The organism is Methylobacterium aquaticum (assembly GCF_001043915.1).
Taxonomy (GTDB): Bacteria; Pseudomonadota; Alphaproteobacteria; order Rhizobiales; family Beijerinckiaceae; genus Methylobacterium; species Methylobacterium aquaticum.
This window is the reverse complement of record NZ_LABX01000201.1, coordinates 13,231-34,076: the sequence shown is the minus strand read 5'-3', so window position 1 is coordinate 34,076 and position 20,846 is coordinate 13,231. Positions and strand designations below refer to the sequence as shown.

At 70.5% G+C, this 20,846-nt stretch carries 16 protein-coding genes; 9 read left to right on the top strand and 7 right to left on the bottom strand.

The window, feature by feature from the left end; translation table 11 throughout:
- Complete coding sequence (locus VP06_RS24255) at positions 1-1,380, bottom strand: aspartate aminotransferase family protein (protein ID WP_048466366.1); 1,380 nt, start codon at positions 1,378-1,380, stop codon at positions 1-3.
- Positions 1,381-1,711: 331 nt separating this feature from the next.
- Here VP06_RS24255 and argE point away from each other — a divergent pair, with 331 nt between their 5' ends.
- From argE to VP06_RS24225, 6 genes are all read left to right on the top strand, one after another.
- Positions 1,712-2,851 carry an acetylornithine deacetylase gene (gene argE, locus VP06_RS24250; RefSeq protein WP_048466365.1) on the top strand — a complete coding sequence of 380 codons (1,140 nt, stop codon included), beginning with the start codon at positions 1,712-1,714 and terminating at the stop codon, positions 2,849-2,851.
- A gap of 78 nt (positions 2,852-2,929) precedes the next feature.
- Complete coding sequence (locus tag VP06_RS24245; protein ID WP_048466364.1) at positions 2,930-3,229, top strand: hypothetical protein; 300 nt, start codon at positions 2,930-2,932, stop codon at positions 3,227-3,229.
- A 441-nt stretch (positions 3,230-3,670) separates the two neighbouring features.
- Complete coding sequence (locus VP06_RS24240) at positions 3,671-5,545, top strand: hypothetical protein (RefSeq protein ID WP_048466363.1); 1,875 nt, start codon at positions 3,671-3,673, stop codon at positions 5,543-5,545.
- A 152-nt stretch (positions 5,546-5,697) separates the two neighbouring features.
- Positions 5,698-7,134 (top strand): aldehyde dehydrogenase family protein, encoded by a 1,437-nt coding sequence (locus tag VP06_RS24235; RefSeq protein ID WP_048466362.1) that lies wholly within the window; start codon positions 5,698-5,700, stop codon positions 7,132-7,134.
- Between the two features lie 4 nt (positions 7,135-7,138).
- Entirely contained in the window at positions 7,139-8,278 is a 1,140-nt protein-coding gene (locus VP06_RS24230; RefSeq protein WP_048466361.1) for a CaiB/BaiF CoA transferase family protein, read from the top strand.
- A 266-nt stretch (positions 8,279-8,544) separates the two neighbouring features.
- On the top strand, positions 8,545-10,056 hold the full coding sequence (locus tag VP06_RS24225) for a fumarate hydratase (RefSeq protein ID WP_048466360.1): 1,512 nt from the start codon (positions 8,545-8,547) through the stop codon (positions 10,054-10,056).
- Between the two features lie 144 nt (positions 10,057-10,200).
- Here VP06_RS24225 and VP06_RS24220 read toward each other — a convergent pair whose 3' ends face one another.
- The 3 genes from VP06_RS24220 to VP06_RS24210 are packed head-to-tail and all read right to left on the bottom strand — an operon-like array spanning position 10,201 to position 13,734.
- Entirely contained in the window at positions 10,201-11,352 is a 1,152-nt protein-coding gene (locus tag VP06_RS24220; RefSeq protein ID WP_048466359.1) for a glycosyltransferase family 4 protein, read from the bottom strand.
- Positions 11,353-11,357: 5 nt separating this feature from the next.
- Positions 11,358-12,374, bottom strand: a complete 1,017-nt coding sequence (locus tag VP06_RS24215; protein ID WP_048466358.1) for a glycoside hydrolase family 5 protein — start codon at positions 12,372-12,374, stop codon at positions 11,358-11,360.
- Between the two features lies 1 nt (position 12,375).
- Positions 12,376-13,734: a lipopolysaccharide biosynthesis protein gene (locus tag VP06_RS24210; protein WP_053082018.1), complete on the bottom strand. Its 1,359-nt coding sequence runs from the start codon at positions 13,732-13,734 to the stop codon at positions 12,376-12,378.
- A 353-nt stretch (positions 13,735-14,087) separates the two neighbouring features.
- On the opposite strand from VP06_RS24210, the gene VP06_RS24205 reads away from it, so the two are divergent.
- The 3 genes from VP06_RS24205 to VP06_RS24195 all read left to right on the top strand — a co-directional run bounded on the left by VP06_RS24205 (position 14,088) and on the right by VP06_RS24195 (position 17,891).
- A complete protein-coding gene (locus VP06_RS24205) occupies positions 14,088-14,894 on the top strand; it encodes a WecB/TagA/CpsF family glycosyltransferase (protein WP_053082017.1) in 807 nt (268 codons plus the stop codon).
- 244 nt (positions 14,895-15,138) lie between these two features.
- Positions 15,139-16,959 (top strand): alpha/beta hydrolase, encoded by a 1,821-nt coding sequence (locus VP06_RS24200; protein WP_245291294.1) that lies wholly within the window; start codon positions 15,139-15,141, stop codon positions 16,957-16,959.
- A gap of 14 nt (positions 16,960-16,973) precedes the next feature.
- Positions 16,974-17,891 carry a glycosyltransferase family 2 protein gene (locus VP06_RS24195; RefSeq protein ID WP_053082016.1) on the top strand — a complete coding sequence of 306 codons (918 nt, stop codon included), beginning with the start codon at positions 16,974-16,976 and terminating at the stop codon, positions 17,889-17,891.
- On the opposite strand, the gene VP06_RS24190 is transcribed toward VP06_RS24195, so the two are convergent.
- The 3 genes from VP06_RS24190 to VP06_RS24180 all read right to left on the bottom strand — a co-directional run bounded on the left by VP06_RS24190 (position 17,885) and on the right by VP06_RS24180 (position 20,462).
- The gene (locus VP06_RS24190; protein ID WP_048466357.1) at positions 17,885-18,181 is read right to left on the bottom strand and encodes a hypothetical protein; all 297 of its coding nucleotides are present in this window, start codon (positions 18,179-18,181) and stop codon (positions 17,885-17,887) included. The genes VP06_RS24195 and VP06_RS24190 overlap by 7 nt on opposite strands.
- Before the next feature lie 36 nt (positions 18,182-18,217).
- Positions 18,218-19,357 (bottom strand): HD domain-containing phosphohydrolase, encoded by a 1,140-nt coding sequence (locus tag VP06_RS24185; RefSeq protein ID WP_048466356.1) that lies wholly within the window; start codon positions 19,355-19,357, stop codon positions 18,218-18,220.
- Positions 19,358-20,126: 769 nt separating this feature from the next.
- Complete coding sequence (locus VP06_RS24180; protein ID WP_245291293.1) at positions 20,127-20,462, bottom strand: hypothetical protein; 336 nt, start codon at positions 20,460-20,462, stop codon at positions 20,127-20,129.
- Positions 20,463-20,846 lie beyond the last annotated feature (384 nt).

Below are 20,846 nucleotides of genomic sequence, written 5' to 3'. Positions count from 1 at the left end.
TCATGCCAGCGCGGCGCGCACGTCGGCAAGGTCGAGCACATCGTTCAGCGTCTGCTCGAAGCGGGCGAGCAGGGTGTCGATGTCCTCGTCGGTGCAGCAGAGCGGCGGCGCGAAGCCGACGATGTCGTCGGCGAAGGCGCGGAAGATCACGCCGTTCTTGTAGCCGAAGCGCGCGAGATGGCCGGAAATGCCGAGATCCGGCGAGGGCTTGGTCCGCTTCGCCTTGTCGGTGACCAGCTCGACCCCCGCGAGCAGGCCGCGCACCCGCACGTCGCCGACGAGAGGATGGTCGGCCAGGCGCTCGAGGCCCGCGGTGAAGCGCGCGCCGGCCCGGCGGCCGTTCTCCAGGATGCCGCCCTCGGTGTAGAGCCGCAGCACTTCGAGGCCGACCGCGGCGCTGACCGGATGCGCCGAGTAGGTGAAGCCGTGGCCGATCGGCTTGCCGGCCGGGGCGTGATCGGCGATGGCGCGGTAGATCCGGTCCGACATCAGCACCGCGCCCATCGGGCTGTAGCCCGAGGTCAGGCCTTTGGCGGTGGTCATCAGGTCCGGCACCACGCCGTCATGCTCGCAGCCGAAGAGCGGGCCGGTGCGGCCGAAGCCGGTGATGACCTCGTCGGCGACGAACAGGATGTCGAGGTCGCGCGCCGCCTCCCGCATCGCCGTCAGCCAGCCGTCCGGCGGCACGATCACGCCGCCCGAGCCCTGGATCGGCTCGGCGAAGAACGCTGCGACGTTGTCCGCGCCCAGTTCCTCGACCTTGGCCTTCAGCGCCGCCACCGAGGCGGCGATCACCACCGCGTCGTCGTCCCCGGCCGGGTTGCGGTAGGGGTAGGGCGAGGGGATGTGGTGCTGGAGGGGGGTCGGCGCGTCGAAGCCGTCGTGGAAGGCGGGAATCGCGGTCAGCCCGGCGCCGACGGTCGAGGAGCCGTGATAGCCCCGCTCCAGGGCGATCATGTGCTTCTTCGTCGGCCGGCCGGTGACGTTGTAGTAGTAGCGGATGAACCGCACCGCCGAATCGACCGCATCCGAGCCGCCCAGGGTGAAGTAGACGTGATTGAGGTCGCCGGGTGCCAGCTCGGCGAGACGGGCGGCCAGCCGGATCGCCGGCTCGCTGGAGAAGTGGAAATAGCCGGTGGCGTAGGGCAGGCGCCGCATCTGCTCGGCCGCCGCCTCGACGATCGACTCGTGGCCGTAGCCGACATTGACGCACCACAGGCCCGAGAACCCGTCGAGCAGGGTGTGGCCCTCGGCATCGGTGAGGGTGGCGCCCTGCGCCGATTGCAGCACCGTGGCGCCGCGCGCCTCGTGTCCCTTCCACGAGATCACCGGGTGGATGAGGTGGTCGCGGTCGAGCTCGATCAGGGAATTGGGGCGCATGGCTCAAGGCTCCGGGGCGGCAACGCCCGGACAATGCGCGGGTCCCCGCGGGATTTTTCGCCGATCTGGCCCCGCCGCGCCGCGCGCGGTGCGTCTTTGAAGGGGGTGGGACGGCAGATATGATGGTGGGCCTGCCCGGCGCGTCGCCGGAATCCTCGCCCGGCAACTCGCTGAGGCTCCCGCGCGCCAGAATCCCGCTCCCGAAGAGGCGCCTCATTCCTGCCGTGCCGCATGCCGCCGGCCGCAGCTTGTGCCGCGGCAGGCGGCTTTCCGCCCGAGAGCACCGGTCGTCCCGGGCTATGATTCCGGGACAATCAGCCCGAGAGTCCCGATGACCGCTGCCGCCCTCCTCTCCGACCTCGTCGCGATTCCGTCCGTCTGCCGCACGCCGAACGGCGCGATCGTGGACCTGGTGCGCGCCCATCTCGCCCGTCACGGGGTCGAGGCGCAGGTCCTGCCGGGCCCGGAAGGCGACCGCGCCAACCTGTTCGCCACGATCGGCCCGCGCGACGTGCCGGGCCTCGTCCTGTCGGGCCATCTCGACGTCGTGCCGGCCGGCGAGGGCTGGAGCGGCGACCCCTTCTCCTTGCGCCGGATGGGGGACCGGCTGATCGGGCGCGGCGCCGTCGACATGAAGGGCTTTGTCGCCTGCCTGCTGGCGCTCGTGCCCGAGATGGTGCGGGCCCCGCTCACCCGGCCGATCCACCTCGCCCTGTCCTACGACGAGGAGGTCGGCTGCGTGGGCGTGCGCCACATGATCGCGCGGCTGCCCGAACTCTGCGCCCCGCCCGTGGGGTGCCTCGTCGGCGAGCCCTCGGAGATGCGGCCGGTCCTGCGCCACAAGGGCAAGGTGGCGGGGCGCCTGACGGTGCGCGGCCGGGCCGGCCATTCCTCGCGGCCGGACCTCGCCGAGAACGCCGTGCATCTCGCCGCCGACATCGTCGGGCTGGTGCGCCGCCTGCACGAAGGCTTTTCCCGCCAGGGGCCGTTCCACCCGCTGTTCGAGCCGGCCTCCTCGACGCTCCAGGTCGGGGTGATCGCCGGTGGCACCGGCGTCAACGTCGTGCCCGATACCTGCCGGGTCGAGTGGGAGGCCCGCGCGGTGCCGGGCACCGATCCAATGACGATCCACGACGTGCTCCAGGCCGGCATCGCCGATCTCGTGGCGCCCCTGCGGCAGGCCGGGCGCGCGGTCGCGGTCGAGAGCGAGATCCTGTCGCTCTATCCGGCCCTCGACCTGCCGGACGATGCCCCCTTGCGCGGCCTCGCCGAGGCGTGGTCCGGCCGGCCGGCCCTCGGCGCGGTGAGCTACGGCACCGAGGCCGGGCTGTTCCAGGCCGCCGGCATCCCGTCGCTCATCTGCGGGCCCGGCCGCATCGCCGAGGCGCACCGGCCCGACGAGTCGATCGGCCTGTCCGATCTGGAACAATGCTGCGCGATGCTGCGCCGCGTCATCGCCCATCACAAATAAATAAAGTCGAACCGGACCAGCTCGCGCACGTTGTCGGGTCCAGGATCTCACAAACCCAGGATCCGACAGGAGAGCAGCATGCGTTCGATTTTCGCGGGACTCGCCGCCGGTCTTCTCGTCGCCGGCGCGGCCTCGGCCCAGACCGCCGCCCCCTCGGCCGCCCCCGGCAGCATGGGCAACGGAACCATGGGCACGGGCCCGGCGGCCACCGGCACCGTCGCGCCGATGCCGAACAACACCGGCGGCAGCGCCGGCGGCGTTGTGGCGCCCGGACCGACCGGAGCCTCGACCATCACCGGCAACTCGGCCGCCGGCGGCAATGCCGGCCAGCCGTCCCGGGCGGTGCCGCAGGGCAGCAGCGGCAGCGGCAGCCAGTAATATCAACGGCCGAAGAGGCTGACGCATCGATTCGATCTCGGGCAGGTCCGAGATCGACGCGGCCGTTGACTCCATCTCGCATTGTCGATGCCAAGCGCAGATGTCCGGGACCTAGAGCGCTTCACGATCGCGTTGCCATCGCGAAGCTTCTCTAGATCTTTGATTTTTCCGCATTTTCTATGACGAACCGGTATCCACTTCGTCGGAAAATGCTCTTGGGCTTGGCGAGAATGCCAGACCGGCACCAACGGCCGTTTTCAATGACCGTTGGTATCACGCGGAGCCGAAGAAACAGAGCCAGGAGACGGTTGCGAGGAAATGAAATGGTGAACGGAGCGCGCCGCGCCCCGTCCGCGTCTTGGCAACCGGCTGCGGCCTCGGCAGTTTGAAGGCGACGATCCCCGGAGAGGTCCGGGGGCCTTCCAACGCCGAGGTCGTCCCATGGCCAGGACTGTCAGCAAGTCGGCCGGCAAACCGGCCAGCCCCAAGACCAGCTCCAAGACCAGCTCCAAGACCGCCGCCGATACCGGTTCCAAGACCGGCAAGGCAAAGACCGGCAAGGCGAAGGCTGACGCGCCGACCAAGACCAAGGCATCGGCCACCAAGGCCGTCGCGCCGAAGAAGGCCGGGCAATCGTCCGGGAAGCGCTTTCCCGCGGGGGTGATCATCGCCCGTCAGGCCGTGTCCGCCGTCGTCGACCAGGTCGCGGCCGACATACGGGCCGGCGAGACCCCCCACACCATCCCGGATCTGGGCCTTCGGCTGATCAGCCTTCCGCATTCCGTCGAGTTCCTGTTCGAACTTCTGGTGACCGAGGGGCAGGCGACGCCGCGGGACGACGACCGCTGCTCCGCCCTCCTGCTGATCCTCGGCGCCGCTCTCGGCCAGCTCCGGATGGCCATGGAATCCCAGGTCGGAGGCGCGGCGGAGATCGCCATGGCCCTGCTCGGGAACCTCCTCACCGCGGCCGAGGAGGGCGACCTGCCGCCCGACCTGATCTTCGGGCTTGCCCAGCAATTCACCGCGGCGCGGCTGCCGATCCCCGACGAGGTGCGCGACCTGATCGTCTCGGCGACCCGGGAGCCGATGGAGGGACAGCCGATTCCCGGCCCCGACGAGATGGCGACCCGCTTTGCGGAAGCGGCGGAGTCACTGGATCACGACCCGTTCCTGATCCACGAGCAGCTGGCCGAGCAATTCGCGATCCTCCCCAACGAGGCCCGCATCGTCGCGGTCGGCGTCATGGCGGAGGCGACCGTGCCGGCGATCCGCGAGGCCGCCCTCGGCTGGCTCCTCGATCCGAACCCCGATGTGGCCCGCGCGGTGGCGGAGCGCCTCGCCGCCGCGGCCGAGCGCGGCCTCGTCTCGGCCGAGACGGCGCAACGCCTGATCTGGATGCGGCCCTGGCTGCCCGGCCCGGTCGAGGCGGCGGTTGGATCGGCCATCGCGGCCTGCCGGGCGCGGGGGATTGTCCTGCCCCCCGTGGAGGCCGCTGCGCCGGCCCGCTCCGTCCGGTTCGTCGCCTCGGGCATCGACGGCAGTGGCGCCCAGAGCGTGTTTGCGATGATCGACGAGATGGGCCGGCACAGCCTCGTGGCGCTGCTGATGAAGCACGGGCACGGCCTGCGCGAGACCGTGTTGCAGGAGGATATCGCCCCGGCGGAGAGCGACCTCTTCCTCCAGGCAATGGCGCAGGGCATGGATTGCTTCGCCGCCTCGCCCGGATTCGTGCAGGAGCTGATCGCCCACGGCCTCGCGACCGGGCTGGCGTCGGGCGAGCCGCCGCCCTTCGAACTCCTGCGCTTCCTCGACCTGTCCGGCCTGCCGGCGGTCGCGCCGGCCCGCCTCGCGCCGGCGGCGATCGTGGCGCAACTCCTGGAGGGGCTGCCGGAGGAGCGCCGGTCGCAGGCCGCGACGGCGGCGGCGCTCGCCGCCTCGAAGACCTGGCCCAAGACCTATCGCTTCCCGGATGGCTGGTTCGAGGCCGACGAGGCGAGCGCCGAACTGGTGCAGTCCCTGTCCGGCGCGAAGGTGCGGGATGCGGCGGTGCTGGAGCAGATCATCGCGCCACGGCGGGCGCAGTGGGGGGAGAAGCTCGCCTGGATCGCCAAGGCTGCCCAGGGTGGGAGGGCCGCCCTTGGTCGAGCCCCGGCTCGCAACGGCCGCAAGGCCGCCGCCGCGGCGTCATCGGCGGACGAGACCTGGATCGACCTTGCTCTCGTCGCCCGCGCCTTCCTGGACGAGACGCCGATCGCCGAGATCCCGCTGGCGGCGTGGATCGCGCAGCGGACCGTCGTTGTCCATCGCGGCCGGTGACGCGGGCGTCGCCCCGATTCTGCGCCATATCGCGATTCTATCGCGCGCGCCCGTCGATCGTATTGGAATGCGGCCTCCCGGCGCGATAACACCGCGCCCAACAGCAGGCCGGCCGCCGTCAGGGCGGCCAGCCCCCCACGGGAGGTAGACGCATGAACGCCCACCAGCACTTCATCGGTGGCGCCTGGACCGGCAGCGAGGCGACCCTGCCGGTCATCAACCCGTCGCATGGCCAGGAGATGGCCCGCATCGCCCGCGGCGGCGCCAAGGAGATCGACGCCGCCGTAAAGGCCGGCCACGCCGCCATGGATGGCGAGTGGGGCCGCCTCGACGCCGCCTCCCGCGGCCGGCTGATGCTGAAGCTCGCCGATCTGATCCGCCGCGACGCCGAGATCCTGGCGAAGATGGAGAGCGAGGATGTCGGCAAGCCGCTGACTCTCGCCCGCAACGACGCCCAGGTCTGCGCCCGCTACTTCGAGTATTACGGCGGCGCCGCCGACAAGGTGCACGGCGACACGATTCCGTTCCAGAACGGCTTCACCGTCATGACCGTCTACGAGCCGCACGGCGTCGTCGGCGTGATCGTGCCGTGGAACTATCCGCTCCAGATGACCGGCCGCTCGGTCGCCCCGGCGCTCGCCATGGGCAACGCCGTGGTGCTCAAGCCCGCCGAGGACACCTCGCTCTCGGCGCTCCATCTCGCCAAGCTCGCGGCGGAAGCCGGCTTCCCGGCCGGCAGCCTCAACGTCGTCACCGGCCTCGGCGAGGAGGCGGGCGCGGCGCTCGCGGCGCATCAGGGCATCCACCACATCAGCTTCACCGGCTCGCGCGAGGTCGGCACGCTGATCCAGACGGCGGCGGCCAAGAACACCATTCCGGTCACCCTCGAACTCGGCGGCAAGTCGCCCCAGGTGGTGTTCGCCGATGCCGATCTGGCGGAGGCCGGCACCGTCATCGTCAAGGCGATCACCCAGAATGCCGGCCAGACCTGCTCGGCCGGCTCGCGGGTGGTGATCGAGGACACGATCTACGACAGCTTCACCGCCGACCTCGCCCGGCGCTTCAAGGATCTGCGCGTCGGCGCGGGCGAGCAGGACCTCGATCTCGGTCCCGTGGTGAACGCCAAGCAGTGCGAGCGGGTGCAGGGCTATATCGACCTCGCCCGCCGCGACGGCCTGACCATTCTGGCCGAGGGCGAACTCGGCACCAACGTGCCGGGCGAAGGCTACTATGTCCGTCCGACCTTGATCGGCGACGTGCCGCCGGATCACCGCCTCGCCCAGGAAGAGATTTTTGGGCCGGTCCTGGTGGCGATCCGGGTGCGCGACGAGGCCGAGGCCCTGAAGGTGGCTAACGGCACCGAGTATGGTCTCGCCGCCGGCATCTGGACCTCGGATCTCGGCCGGGCGCTGCGCCTGTCGAAGGGCATCAAGTCGGGCCAGGTCTTCGTCAACAACTACGGCGCGGGCGGCGGCGTCGAACTGCCCTTCGGCGGCGTGAAGGGCTCGGGCCATGGCCGCGAGAAGGGCTTCGAGGCCCTCTACGGCTTCGGCTCGATGAAGATGATCGCGATCAAGCACGGGGTCTGACGTCATGGCGGCGGGGAGTGGGGTCCGGCCCCTCACGGGTCTGACCGTGGTGGCGCTCGAGCAGGCGGTGGCAGCCCCCTACTGCTCCTCGCGCCTGGCCGACGCGGGCGCCCGCGTCATCAAGATCGAGCGGCCGGAGGGCGATTTCGCCCGCGGCTACGACGCGGCGGTGAACGGCCTGGCGAGCTACTTCGTCTGGCTCAACCGCGGCAAGGAGAGCCTGGTCGCCGACATCAAGGACCCGGCCGACGCACGCCTCCTCCACGCCGTCCTCGCCAGGGCCGACGTGTTCATCCAGAACCTCGCGCCGGGCGCCGCGGCGCGCGCGGGCTTCGGCTCCGAGGACTTGCGGGCGCGCTATCCGCGGCTCATCACCGTGGACGTCACCGGCTACGGCGCCGGCCATTCCTACTCGGACATGAAAGCCTATGACCTGCTGGTCCAGGCCGAGAGCGGGCTGGCCGAGATCACCGGCCATCCGGCCGGCCCGGGCCGGGTCGGTGTGTCGGTCTGCGACATCGCCTGCGGCATGGCGGCCCATGCGGCGGTGCTGGAGGCGCTGATCGCCCGGGGCATCACCGGCGAGGGGGCGCGGCTCGAGGTCAGCCTGTTCGACGGCATGGCCGACTGGATGAACGTGCCTTTGCTCTACTTCGAGGGTACCGGCCGGGCGCCGCAGCGGGTCGGCCTCGCGCACCCGTCGATCTGTCCCTACGGCGCCTTCCCGACCCTGGACGGGGCCCTGGTGCTGCTCTCGATCCAGAACGAGCGCGAATGGGTCAAGTTCTGCGCCGCATTCCTGCGCCAGCCCGACTTGCCGTCCCGTCCCGGCTTCGAGAGCAACAACGCCCGGGTGGCGAACCGCCCCGAGGTCGATGCCGAGGTGGCCAAGGTGTTTTCGGAGCTGAGCCGCGACGAGGCGGCGGCGCGGCTGCGCGAAGCCGGCACCGCCTACGGCTTCGTCAACGGCCTGTCCGATCTCGTCTCGCACCCGGCCCTGCGGCGGGTGACCGTCGAGACCCATGCCGGCCCGGCCTCGATCGTCGCGCCGCCGGCGCTCCGTAACGGCCAGGCCCCGGTGCTGGGTCGCGTGCCGGCGATCGGCGAGCACAGCGCGGCGATCCGGCGGGAATTCGCGGCGTAGGTTTCTCCCGAGCTGCGAATATGGGTTGAGCACCCCCTCTCCCACATGGGAGAGGGGATCCCGCGATTCAGTAATTCCAACGGCCGACGATGCTGGCGCATCGATTCGATCTCGGGCAGGCCCGAGATCGACGCGGCCGTTGCTCCAATTCGAATTGTCGATGCCAAGCCCAGGTGTCAGGGATTTTGGGCTTGGCGACAATTCGCGAACGGCACCAAAGGTCGTTTCCAACGACCGTTGGTATATAAAAACCCGGGAGGACCACCATGGCCATCATCCGCGAAGACGACCTGGTCGCCTCCATCGCCGATGCGCTGCAATTCATCTCGTACTACCACCCGGCGGACTACATCGAGAACCTCGCCGATGCCTGGCGGCGCGAGGAGAGTCCGGCGGCCAAGGACGCGATGGCGCAGATCCTGGTCAATTCGCGCATGGCCGCCTTCGGCCGGCGGCCGATCTGCCAGGATACCGGCACGGCGCAAGTGTTCATGAAGGTCGGGCTCGGCGCGCAGATCGTGTCGAACCGCTCGCTCCAGGAGATCGTCGACGAGGGCGTCCGCCGGGCCTGGCGCGAGGAGCGCAACCCGTTGCGGGCCTCCGTGGTCTCCGAGCCGCTCTTCGGCCGCCGCAACACCGGCGACAACGCCCCCGCCATGCTCCATGTCGAGATGGTGGCGGGCGACCATGTCGAGGTCCATGTCGCCGCGAAGGGTGGCGGCTCGGAGAACAAGGCGAAGTTCGTCGCCCTCAACCCGAGCGATTCCGTCGCCGATTGGGTGGTGCGTACCGTCGAGACCTTGGGCGCCGGGTGGTGCCCGCCCGGCATGCTCGGCATCGGCGTCGGCGGCTCGCCCGAGAAGGCGATGACGCTCGCCAAGCTCTCGCTCCTCGATCCGATCGACCTGCCGCAGATCCGTGCCCGCGGGCCCTCGTCCCAGGAGGAGGAACTGCGCCTCGAGATCTTCGAGCGGGTCAACGCGCTCGGCATCGGCGCGCAGGGCCTCGGCGGCCTCACCACCGTGCTCGACGTGAAGCTGAAGACCTTCCCGGTCCATGCCGCGTCGCTCCCCGTCGGCCTGATCCCGCAATGCGCCGCCGACCGGCACGCCCATTTCACCCTCGACGGCAGCGGCCCGGCGGTGTTCACCCCGCCCTCCCTCGACCTCTGGCCGCAGGACATCAGCCTCGCCACGGCCGCCGGGCGGCGGGTCGATCTCGACCGGCTGACCCGCGAGGAGGTGGCGACCTGGCGCGCCGGCGAGACGCTGCTGCTCTCGGGCCGCCTGCTCACCGGGCGCGACGCGGCGCACCTGCGCCTGACCCGGATGCTGGAGGCGGGCGAGCCCCTGCCGGTCGATCTGCGCGACCGGGCGATCTATTATGTCGGGCCGGTCGATGCGGTCGGCGCCGAGGCGGTGGGCCCGGCCGGCCCCACCACGGCGACCCGGATGGACAAGTTCCTGGAGCCGATCCTGTCGCAGACCGGCCTTCTGGTGATGGTCGGCAAGGCCGAGCGGGGACCGGCCGCCGTCGAGACCATCGCCCGCCACGGCGCCGCCTCCCTGATCGCGGTCGGGGGCGCGGCCTACCTCGTCTCGAAGGCGATCAAGTCGGCGCGGGTGCTGGCCTTCGCCGATCTCGGCATGGAGGCGATCCACGAATTCATCGTCGAGGACATGCCGGTCACGGTGGCGGTGGATGCCGCCGGCACCTCGGTCCATCGCGATGGCCCGGCCCGCTGGCGCCGCCCGGTGCGGGCGATGGCGCCCGCCTGACGGCGTGAGTCCCGTCGGCGCGGGGCCGTCCGGGAGAGGAAGCGCGCGACTGTCAGACCGGGAGAACGATCAGACCCGAGATGTGTGACGGCAACAGCCCCGCACGGGGGAGGGGAGGCGCGCCACCCGTTCGCGCGACATCTCTCACGCTGCCGTGGCGGCCACCACCGGCCCGGTCCCGGCGAGCGCCGCCTCGTAGACCGCGACATACTGTGCCGCGACATGCGACCAGCGGTACTCCGACAGGTCCTCCGACCCGCGCATGATTGCGCCGCTCGCCAGGCGATCAGAGGCGCCGCGGATCGCCGCGGCGGCCCCTTGCGCGTCGGCGAAGTCTGTCAGCGTGATCGCCGGGTGGCGTCGTGCGAGCCACGCGAAGGCGTCGTTCGGATGGGCAACCGGGACGAGGCCGGCACTCAGCGCCTCGATCAGCGCGATCCCGAAGCCCTCGTATTGCGAGGCCGACACGAACAGGCTCGACTGCCCGATCAGGTCGCGCACCGCCGGGGCGTCGAGGCCGGTATGCACGGTGACCGCGCCGGTCAGCCCGAGCCGGTCGATCTCGGCGGTGAGCGCGTCTTCCGTGACGTCGGACGGGACCCCGACGATCCGCAGCCGCCAGCCGGCGCCCCCGGCATTGAGCACCTGCATCGCGGCGAGCAGGCGGTCGAGGCGCTTGTTGTGGGCAAAGCGGCCGAGGGTCAGGAGCGCCCTGCGGGGCTCGGGGGAGGCGGCATCGGCGAACTTGTCGAGGTCGACGCCGTTCTGGATCACCGTGACGCCGCCGGGCGTGATGGGGGTGAACAGCCGCGCGTCGCTCTCGCTACAGGCGACGATCGCCTCGTAGGCGCGCACGCTCATCCGGGTCGGACCCTGAAACCAGAGCTTCTTCAGCCGCGAATGCGCGGTGGTGTGGAAGAAGCCGCCATGGGTCGTCGCCACCATCGGCCGGCGATGCACGGGCTTGGCGAGCGCGAAGGCGTCGAAGAAGAAGTCGATGGCGTGGACATGAACGAGGTCTGCATCCCCGAGATGCCGGAACACCGAGGGCGCGACGGGATAGCGGTGCGAGCCGAAAAACGGGATCCGCGCGATGTCGATCCCCTCCAGCCGCTCCCGTGCCAGCAGCCGCGTCTCGGGCCGCGAGAACAGCCGGTCGAGGGTCAGCACCCGGACCCGGTGGCCGAGGCGGATCTGCTCGCGGGCGAGGTTGGCGACCACGTCCTCGAGCCCACCGCGATTGGGCAGGAACTGGCGGACCACGTGCAGGATCGACAGGGGGGCGGAGTTCGGCATGGCGCTCACGGTTCGCAGGACGGCTTCGCCCGGGCGGCGGCCTGGATCGCGGCCACGACCGGGGCGGTCGCGCCGGCGGGATCGAGCCTCAGGGGATAATCCGGCGCCCATAGCTCGCCGGCCGACCAGGCGGTCCAGCCGACCCAGGCGTGCGGATTCGCGTTGAGATGGGCCAGCACCGCCGCCAGCTTCTCCGGGCAGCCGCGGTTGCCGGAGGCGCCGATCTCGCCCATGAAGGCACGGCGCTTGTTCTGCGCCAGCCAGCCGGTCAGGCGTTCCACCGCCTTGAGGGCATCGGCGCCGCGGCTGCACTCGGCATGGGTGCCGGAGAAGTCGGCATCGAGGTACTGGTGCACCTCGTAGGCGAAGTTCTGTCCCGGATCGACCGTGCCGAGCATGATCGCGGCGTTGTTGCCGGTCGGCAGGTCGGCGGTCCAGCTATGCGCGCCGGTCCAGCCCGAGCCCGGCACCAGGACGAGCTGCCTGGCCCCCGCCTCCCGGATCGCCGCGATGGCGGCATTGGCTGCCAGGAGCCAGCGGTCGACCGGGATGTCGTGCGGCTCGTTCATCAGCCCGAACACCACCGATGCCTCGCCCCGGAAGTGCCGCGCCAAGCGCCGCCAGACATCCGCGAAGGCATCCGGCGTCACCATCTCGGTGCCGATCCGCGCCTTGCCGTGATAGGCGTAGTTGTGCAGGTCGATCACCGTGCGCAGGCCCGCCCGGGTCGCAACCGAGACCGTGGCGTCGAGGCGGGACAGTTCGTCCGGGTCGAGGGGCTGGTGCAGGTTCGGCTGAAGCCGCTCCCAGCGGATCGGCAGCCGCATCGCGCTGAGCCCCAGGCCCGCGAAGCGGTTGATCGTCGAGGCGGACGGGTAGAGGTAGTCGAACCCGTAGCGCCCCGGCACGGTGCCGAACTCGGCCCCGCTGATGTTGACGCCGCGCAGGCAGGCGGACGTGGCGGCGGCGGGAGCGGGCGGGAGCGCCAGGAACAGGCAGGCGAGGGCGAGAAAGCGGCGCATGTCACTCGGCCGCCTGGGCGGCGGGTTGAAGGGAAGCCGGCGCAGGCGGCCGGCGGCGGGTGAAGAAGGCGGTCGCCCGGCTGTCGACGTTCCAGTTCGCCCGCACCCAGCGGGCGAGCACCAGGTTGATGACGATCGTCCAGCCCACATTCGCCACCGCGACGCCGAGGATGCCGAACGGCACCGCCACGAGGCAGAGCAGGACCGCGTAAGCTGAGAACATCACCGCGTTGCTGACCAGGATGTAGCGCTCGCCGCCGCCGATCGTCAGCAGCGAGGCGCCCGGCCCGAAGAACGCCGTGACGACCGAGGACAGGCTGAGCACCATCAGCACGTCGGTATGGGCGGCGAAGTCCGGCTTGAACAAGGTCAGCGCCAAGGGCGCGCCGATCGCCATCACCACCGCGCCCGCCGACGAGATCGCGAAGCTCGCCAGCGACAGCCGGCCGACGAGGCGCTGCGCGCCCTCGCGGTCGCCGGCCTGGAAATGGCTCGCGATCATCGGCATGCTGACCGTGTCGATCGCCGCGCTCGGCAGGTTGACCAGGGTGGCATAGCGCAGGGCGACGAAGTAGAAGGCCGCCTGCTCCATGCCGAGCACCGCGCCGACGATCACGGTCTCGAGATAGGCCGTCACCGCCACCATCACGTTGTTGGCGGTGAAGATCAGGCTCTCGCCGCGCCAGGCCGGCGCCTTCTGCGGGTGGCGGAACCCGCCGCGCCAGCAATCCCAGCCGTGCAAGGCGGCGAGGTGGCCGATCTGGTAGAGCGTCATCACGAGGAGCAGCCCGAGCACGATCTCCATCGCGGCGGTGGCGCCGGTGAGCAGGCCGGCGAGCGAGGCGCCCCAGAGCAGGACCGAGCAGGCGCCGCGCCACACCACCTCGCGGGGCAGCAGCGCGAGCCAGATCCGGCCGTGGACGCGGAAGTAGCTCTGAAGGTACTCGGCCAGTGCGAACACGCCCGCGAAGGCACAGGCGAGATGGAGCCGGTGATAGGGGTCGGGCAGGGATCCCTCGGCAACGAAGACCACCGCGCTCAAACCCACCATTACGGCGAGCGCGACGGTGAGCCAGCCGAGATTGTAGCGCACCAGCCCGTCATTGTGCGGCGTGACGCCGTCCTGCGCGCGGTAATGCTTCAGCACCAGGTTCTGCTGGCCGAAGGCCGCGATCAGCCCCAGTCCGCTGCCGAGGGTGAACAGGAAGACGTAGACGCCGTACTCGTAGGTGGTGAGGAGGCGGCTTGCGACGAGCAGCATCACGAAGCCGAGCACGGCGCTGGCGATCCGCGCCACGAAGGCCGAGGCGAATTGCTGCGAGCGGCCCGATCGGCGCAGCCGCGCGACGAGTGTCAGCATCGTGTCCGTCGCCTCTCGATGAGCGCAGGGGCCCGCGCCCGCCACTCCCGCCTCCCAGGTAGCAGCGATCCCCTATCGGGACTTTAACGCCATCCCGCGCGCCGGCCGGAGCCACCGCCGACGCGCTCCGATGTCGCAACAAGACGTCAAGCTTAGCCTGTCGAGGGGCTCGGAGGCGGACTTGTCGCAATCCACCCAACGCCCTGTTAACCCTGCGCTGAATTAAGGCTGCATCCCGGAAGGGGCGGGCTGCATTCACTTTGCGCGGAGTGAGGCCCGCCGATAATTCTTCACCGATCCTCGCGATGGTCTTGCCGCGACACGGATCACCCACCTCCAATCGGGAACGTCCCATGCCTGACCGCGCCCTCGACATGGCGTCCGGAGCTGCGAGCGTCGATCGGCTCGAACTCGAAGGCGTCACCGTCAGCGACTTGACCCGCGACGAGCTTCTCGGCCGCCTGCGTGACGCCCTCGACCGGCGCATGCAGGTCTGCCTCGGCTTCTGCAACGCCAACATGCTGCTGAAGGCGCTCTGCACGCCGGCCTATGCAGCGTCCCTGCGCGGCTTCCTGCTCGTCAGCGACGGGCTCGGCATCGACCTGTGCTCCGCGTTGTTCCGCGGCCGCTTCTTCCGCCAGAATCTCAACGGCACCGACCTGGTCCCGGCCTTCCTGGCCGCCGAGACGGCGCCGCGCACGCTGTTCCTGCTCGGGGCCAAGCCCGGCATCGCCGAGGCGGCGGCGCGCATCCTGGCGCGCCGGTATCCCCAGCACCGGGTCGTCGGCGTGCGCGACGGTTATTTCTCGGCCGACGAGACCAGCGCGGTGATCGCCGCGATCAACGCCGCCTCGCCGGACGTCCTGCTCGTCGCCCTCGGCAATCCGGCCCAGGAGATGTTCATCGCCGAGCACGCGCACCGGATCGATGCGCGCCTGCTGATGGGGGTGGGCGCCCTCCTCGACTACACCGCCGGTGCGTCGGTGCGCGCGCCCACGGCCTTCCGCCTCGTGCGGCTCGAATGGCTGTTCCGTCTCCTGCGCGAGCCGCGCCGCCTCGGACGGCGCTACACCGTCGACATCGTGGTCTTCCTGGCCATGATCCTCCGGTTGCGCCTGGCGATGATGCGCAGCCGCCCGGTCCGGGTCGCCCGCTCGTGAGACCGTTGCCTCGTCCGGCGAGGCGGTAAACCCTTTCGCCACCGACCCTGAGGCATGATCGGCCACGGGGAGCCGCGTTGGAGCGTCGTCCCCGCACGGCGAGGCCGGGCTCGCCCCGATGCCCGGTTCGATCCGGGCGAAACCTGCCCGTCGTCGACGGAGCGGCAAAGTCCGAACGTTAAACCAGTCCATGGCGGCCATGCGATCGGAGGCGGCTCCGATCGAGGAAGAGGGAAGTGTGCAGATGCTGACCGACGGCATGGGCTTTTCGCCCGAGGCGGGCGCGGGGCTCGCCGCGACGGAGCCGGTTCCGGTCGCGCTCGGCGACGCATTCGGCTGGTACAGCCCCGGCGCGAGCCGGCGCGGCGTGCTGCTCTGCGGCACCTTCGGGTTCGAGCAATGGTGCGCCTACCGCTCCTGGCGCGAACTCGCCGGCATGATCGCCGCGGCCGGTTGCCCGACCCTGCGCTTCGACTATCCGGGCCAGGGCGATTCCCGGGATCCGCAAGGGCCGGAGATTCCGGCGGCCCTCGACGCGATCCGGGCCGGCATCGCCTTCCTGCGCGAGCGGGGGGCGGAGGAGATCGCCGTGGTGGGCCTGCGGCTCGGCGCCACCCTGGCGGCGCTCACCGGAGACGGGGTCGACCGGCTGGTGATGCTGAGCCCGTTCCCGAGCGGCAAAGCCTATCGGCGCGAGATGGCGATGCAGGCCCGGCTGATCGACGTGATGCCCGACCGCACGCCGATGCCGCAGGAGCCCGATTCGCTGATGATCGGCAGCTTCCTCCTCGGACCGCAAACCCTCGCCGACCTCGCGCGGCTCGACCTCGCGGCGGCGGAGCGCGCCCCGGCGTCCCGGATCCTGATGCTGGGACCGAAGGTCGACACCCTCGCCGAGCGCTACCGGGCCCTCGGGAGCACGGTGGAGACCGGGCCGTTCCCCGACCTGACGCAACTCGTCTCCGACCCGCTCTTCTCCCGCACTCCCGACCAGACCTTCGCGCTGGTGCGCGACTTCGCGGTGGCGGAGGCGCCCGCCGCCATCTCGGGCGCGCCCGCCGTCACGCCGGCACTGCCGCCCTGCCGGCTCGAGGACGAGACCTGGCGCGAGGAGGTGACGCGCTTCGGACCCGGCCTCGTCGGCATCCTGTGCCGGCCGGCGGGACACTGGAGCGGCGACACCGTGCTGGTGGTCAATTCCGGGCGCAATCCCCGGGCCGGGCACGGGCGGCAGACGACGCGGCTCGCCCGGCGCCTGGCGGCGTCCGGCATCGCCTCGTTCCGCTTCGACCTGCGCGGCATCGGCGACAGCCCGGACCGGCCGGACGGCTCGCTGCCGCTCTACGCCGCCGATTCGGTCGCCGACGTGACGGCGGCCGTCGATCACCTGGCGGCGTCGGGCCACACGCCCGGCGTGGTCCTGGGCAATTGCAGCGGCGCCTACCAGGCGTTCCAGGCCCTCAGCCTCGATCCGCGCCTGCGCGCGGCGGTGCTGGTCAACCTGTATTGCTTCGACCTGAAGCCAGGCACCGATGTCGAGACCATGGTGCGGGACACGTTTCGCCATAGCCAGGGCTACATGGCGCGGGCGCGCCAGGGCCGGTTTTGGCGCCGGATCGTCTCCGGCGAGATCGGCCTGACGCGGATCGCCCGCGCGCTCCTGCGCGACGGCGCGGCCCGTCTCGACCGCTGGACCGCCCGGATGCCGTGGCGGACATGGCGCGGCACGAGCGTCGCCGGCCGGGTGGCCCGCCTGCGCCGGCGCGGCGCCCGGATCTGCATGGTCTACAGCGCCGACGATCTCGGCATCCCGACCGTGCGGGCGCATTTCGGCGAGTCGGAGGCGCGGATCGCCCGCCGCCTCGGCTACCCGGTCGAGATCCTCGAAGGAACCGACCACAACCTCAGCCGCGCGCCCGACCAGGACCGCATCTTCGCCATCCTTGAACGGGTGGTGCGCGACACGCGTCCCGAGATCCGGGCGGGATCCGCCTCCGAGCCGGCCGCGCCGCGGCCGGCGAGGGCGCCGGGCGACCTGTCCCTGCAACTGTCGCGCAGCGGCTGACGAGGGAGTTCTCGATGTCGTCCACACCGTCCTCCGCACCGTCGATCGCCCTGCCTCCGCCGCTGGTCTCCCTGCTGGTCTGCACCAAGGGCCGCTCGGCGCAGCTCGAACGGCTGTTCGACTCGCTGCTGGTCCAGACCTGCCCCGCTTTCGAGGTGGTGCTGGTCGACCAGAACGAGCCCGGCACCCTGGAGCCGATCGTGGCGCGCTACCGCGACCGGCTCGCCATCGACCATGTCCGCTCGGCGCCGGGCCTGTCGCGGGCCCGCAATGTCGGGCTCGCCCGCTGCCGTGGCGATCTGATCGCCTTCCCGGACGACGATTGCTGGTATCCGGCCGGCCTCGTCGCCGAGGTGGTGCGGCTCTTCGCCGAGCACCCGCAGGCCGATGCCGTCACCGGGCGCACCCTCGATGCGACGGGCCGCGAATCGCTGGGCGCGTTCCTGGCCGTCGACCAGCCGGTCGACCGGCGCAACGTCTGGGTCGCCGGCAATTCCAACGGCCTGTTCGTGCGCCGTGCCGCCGCCCGCGCGGTCGGCGGCTTCGACGAGACCTTGGGCGTCGGCGCCCCGACCCCGTTCCGTTCCGGCGAGGAGACCGACTTCCTGCTGCGTCTTCTCGGGCAGGGGAGGGGAGTAACGTTCCGCCACGGCCTCGTCGTCCACCACGATCAGGTTGGCGAGGCCGGCCGCCACAAGCGCGCCGCCGATTACGCCCGCGGCTTCGGCCGGGTGCTGCGGCTCCACCGCTACGGCCTGTTCTATCTCGGATTCCGCCTCGCCCGCTTCACCGCCAGCGGCGGCCGCGCGCTCCTGCGCCGGGACACCGGCACGGCCCTCGACAAGGCGCTGTGGGCGATCGGAACGGTGTCGGGCTACTGCGCCGCGCGGCGAGGGGCGGTCGCGGGCAAGCAGGGGGCCCTCGGTCACTGACCCGGCCTGCCGGCGGGACCGGTCTCCCGGTCGATCCCTGGCCTGACATGTCCGGGCGATAGCGGATGCCAGCGGTCCGTAAATAACACTGTCTCCACGAGCTTGATTGCGCACACACATCCGAGGCGCTCGATCTGTCTCACGAGCGCCTTGGCGTGGGTGGTCGGTGCAGCCTTGCGGCCGTGATCGGGCCCGGGATCAATGGAAGCCGTGCCGGTCTTCTGGATGCGCTCGATGTGGCTGGCCTGTTCGCGCACGAACTGCTCGCGGGTGCGCAGCAGGTCGCGCATCGCCTGGGTCGGGGCCTCGCACGAAGCTGGCGCGGATCAGGCCGCCTCGTCCTCGCGCGGTCCGCCCACCGGCTCCACCGGCACTTCCCGGGGCAGGAACGGGACCCGGGCCCAGGGCTCGATCCGGAACGGAATGTCGCGCTGGCGCGCCGAGGCATCGGTGCGGACCGTCACGATATCCTCCCAGCGCGACAGGAACGCGGCGACACAGGCCGGGTCGAAGTGGCGGCCGCTCTCCGCCGCGATACAGGCCCGCGCCTCGTCGAAGGGCATTGCCGCCTTGTAGGGCCGCTGGGTGGTGAGGGCATCGAACACGTCGGCCACGGCGACGATGCGGGCCGCGAGCGGGATGTCCTCGCCCGACAGGCCTTGGGGATAGCCGCCGCCGTCCCAGCGCTCGTGATGGGATTCGGCGATCTCTGCCGCGAGGCCGATCAGCTCGCAATTGCTGCCGCCCAGGATGTGCTTGCCGATCGCCGCATGGGTGCGGATCAGGGCGAATTCCTCTGGGTCGAGCCGGCCGGGCTTGAGCAGAATGCCGTCCGGGATCGCCACCTTGCCGACATCATGGAGCGGGGCGGCCAGGTAGACGCGGCGGCACAGATCGGCATCGAGCCCCAGGGCCTCGGCCATGATATGGCTGTAGCGGGCGACGCGCCAGGTGTGGTCGCCGGTGTCGTTATCCCGGTATTCCACCGCTAGCGACAGCCGGAAGATGATCTCGGACTCGCGCTCGCGCAGGGTCCGCACCGCCTTCTCGACCTCTCCGGCGAGCCACGACGCCTGGTCGTCGAGGCGGCGCACCGCTGTCGCCAGCCGGACCAGGTTGCGCAGCCGGACCTCGAGTTCGACCCGGCCGATGCGCTTGTCGAGGAAGTCGGTCGCGCCGGCGTCGAGTGCCGCGAGGCGCACCGCGTCGCTCATCTCGCTGGTGATCATCACGATCGGCACCTGGGCGTAGTGCTCGATCCCCCGCAGGTGGCGGATCACGGCGGCGCCATCCATCTCGGGCATATGGTAATCGACCAGCACGAGGTCGAAGGCACGCATCCGCGCTTCGTCGAGCGCCAGGAGCGGATTCCGGAAAATGGAGGTGACCGCCTGCTGATCCCGCTCCAGCAGCCACTTCATCTGAGCCAGTACCGCTTGGCTGTCGTCGATGACGAGTACGTCCATCTGCCCCTCTCCCGCGGCGCACGACGTCGGCCATCGGCCGGGTCCCGCGGCATGGGAAGCCGGACGGCTCCCCGATTTCGAGAACCAGCCTGCGGTCTCTTCATCGTGTGATGATGGCTTTCAGGGCTTAACCGTGAGTAAACACACGTTCGGGAATCGATGATGTGGTGCCGAACTCGCGGTTATAGGGCTTTTGAATCCTGTGGATCAGGTCTCGACGTGACGGATGTGCCGATCAGGGCGACAATGATTCGCTCTGTTAATCGACAAGGCCGACAGAAATCATCCCGGTTTCCGCTTCGGATCGTTGGAGTACTCCCGGTTGAATTGAGTGACTTGTGACCGCGTGCGCGGATGTCACTGAGCTTAGTCCCGCCGAGCCTATGGCGGATCTGCCCCGTCTGCGACAGGCGCGGTCAGATCTGTCGGGTCGGGCGCTCGTTGCCGCGCCGTGAGGGTGCTCCGCGGGCACGCGGGAGGACGCACCGGCCCGTTCGTGCCGAACTCTCCGGTGACCTGGGCGAGCAGGGATCCGCACGCGGCTCGGGATGATCCGCGACCGGTAGGGAGAGGGCCGATCCATGGCCGGGTCAGCCTCTCCCATGGCGAGGAAAGCGGCACCCGATCGTGGAGCGATCGGGTGCCGCTTTCTGCCTTCGGGCCGCATCGTCCGACGCCGTGGATACCGGTTCGTCGCGGACCATGCAGCAACATCAAAGATCGAGGGCGCGACCCGATTGCAGCGTGATCGGGCCGTGCTCTGGTCTGACTAGAAGTAGAAGCGCGGGCCGTAGATCCGACGATAGTAGGGGCGGTAATAAGGCCGGTAGTACCGGCGGTAATACGGACGATAGGCGCGCCGATAGTACGGGCGATAGTAATATCGACGATAGGGCCGGTAGGCGTAATACCGGCGATACGGGCGATAGCGGTAGTAGCGCCGGTAATAATAGACCTTGTCGACCAGGGGCGCGGCGGCGCTGGCTTCGGCCGCGAGGGCGCCGGCGCTCGGCAGGACGGCGGCGGTGCTGCGGCTGGTGCCGAGCCCGAGCCCGGCGACCAGCAGGGTCAGGACCAGGCTGATCCATCGAAGGGCACGCATCATGTCGGTCTCCCTCGGGCGGCGCGGCGCGCGGCGCCGGCGTCCCGGCTGTCAAGTGGAAACGAGGCTCGTCCCCGCCGGTGACGGACCGGCGGGACGCCCGCCGGACGACCGAGGGGCGCTCCTCGATCATCTAGACGTGCAAGGCTTCGCTTCAATCGACGCGGGTGAAAAACATGCGGTTGACTTGGATGCCATCCCGGCTCGAACCGCTTCCACAGGTCCCGTTCACCGGTCTCCTTGCCAGAGGTGCCCTTGCGCGGCCCTCGGCCGCGCGAGGGCCATGGCCGGGCCTGCATCCCAGGCGCGAAAGGGGGCAAGGGGAGCTTGTCCAAGGTCGCTGGCTCCGGCTCGCTTGCCCGAGCCCCGTGCTCCGCCTACCTGTCG

Excerpts from the sequence above, each read along its gene's own strand:
- VP06_RS24215 (WP_048466358.1), bottom strand. The coding sequence starts at position 12,374 with ATGCGCCGCTTTCTCGCCCTCGCCTGCCTGTTCCTGGCGCTCCCGCCC.
- VP06_RS24180 (WP_245291293.1), bottom strand. The coding sequence starts at position 20,462 with ATGATGCGTGCCCTTCGATGGATCAGCCTGGTCCTGACCCTGCTGGTC.
- VP06_RS24200 (WP_245291294.1), top strand. The coding sequence starts at position 15,139 with ATGCTGACCGACGGCATGGGCTTTTCGCCCGAGGCGGGCGCGGGGCTC.
- VP06_RS24255 (WP_048466366.1), bottom strand. The coding sequence starts at position 1,380 with ATGCGCCCCAATTCCCTGATCGAGCTCGACCGCGACCACCTCATCCAC.
- argE (WP_048466365.1), top strand. The coding sequence starts at position 1,712 with ATGACCGCTGCCGCCCTCCTCTCCGACCTCGTCGCGATTCCGTCCGTC.
- VP06_RS24210 (WP_053082018.1), bottom strand. The coding sequence starts at position 13,734 with ATGCTGACACTCGTCGCGCGGCTGCGCCGATCGGGCCGCTCGCAGCAA.
- VP06_RS24225 (WP_048466360.1), top strand. The coding sequence starts at position 8,545 with ATGGCCATCATCCGCGAAGACGACCTGGTCGCCTCCATCGCCGATGCG.
- VP06_RS24195 (WP_053082016.1), top strand. The coding sequence starts at position 16,974 with ATGTCGTCCACACCGTCCTCCGCACCGTCGATCGCCCTGCCTCCGCCG.
- VP06_RS24230 (WP_048466361.1), top strand. The coding sequence starts at position 7,139 with ATGGCGGCGGGGAGTGGGGTCCGGCCCCTCACGGGTCTGACCGTGGTG.
- VP06_RS24235 (WP_048466362.1), top strand. The coding sequence starts at position 5,698 with ATGAACGCCCACCAGCACTTCATCGGTGGCGCCTGGACCGGCAGCGAG.
- VP06_RS24220 (WP_048466359.1), bottom strand. The coding sequence starts at position 11,352 with ATGCCGAACTCCGCCCCCCTGTCGATCCTGCACGTGGTCCGCCAGTTC.
- VP06_RS24245 (WP_048466364.1), top strand. The coding sequence starts at position 2,930 with ATGCGTTCGATTTTCGCGGGACTCGCCGCCGGTCTTCTCGTCGCCGGC.
- VP06_RS24185 (WP_048466356.1), bottom strand. The coding sequence starts at position 19,357 with ATGGACGTACTCGTCATCGACGACAGCCAAGCGGTACTGGCTCAGATG.
- VP06_RS24190 (WP_048466357.1), bottom strand. The coding sequence starts at position 18,181 with ATGCGCGACCTGCTGCGCACCCGCGAGCAGTTCGTGCGCGAACAGGCC.
- VP06_RS24205 (WP_053082017.1), top strand. The coding sequence starts at position 14,088 with ATGCCTGACCGCGCCCTCGACATGGCGTCCGGAGCTGCGAGCGTCGAT.
- VP06_RS24240 (WP_048466363.1), top strand. The coding sequence starts at position 3,671 with ATGGCCAGGACTGTCAGCAAGTCGGCCGGCAAACCGGCCAGCCCCAAG.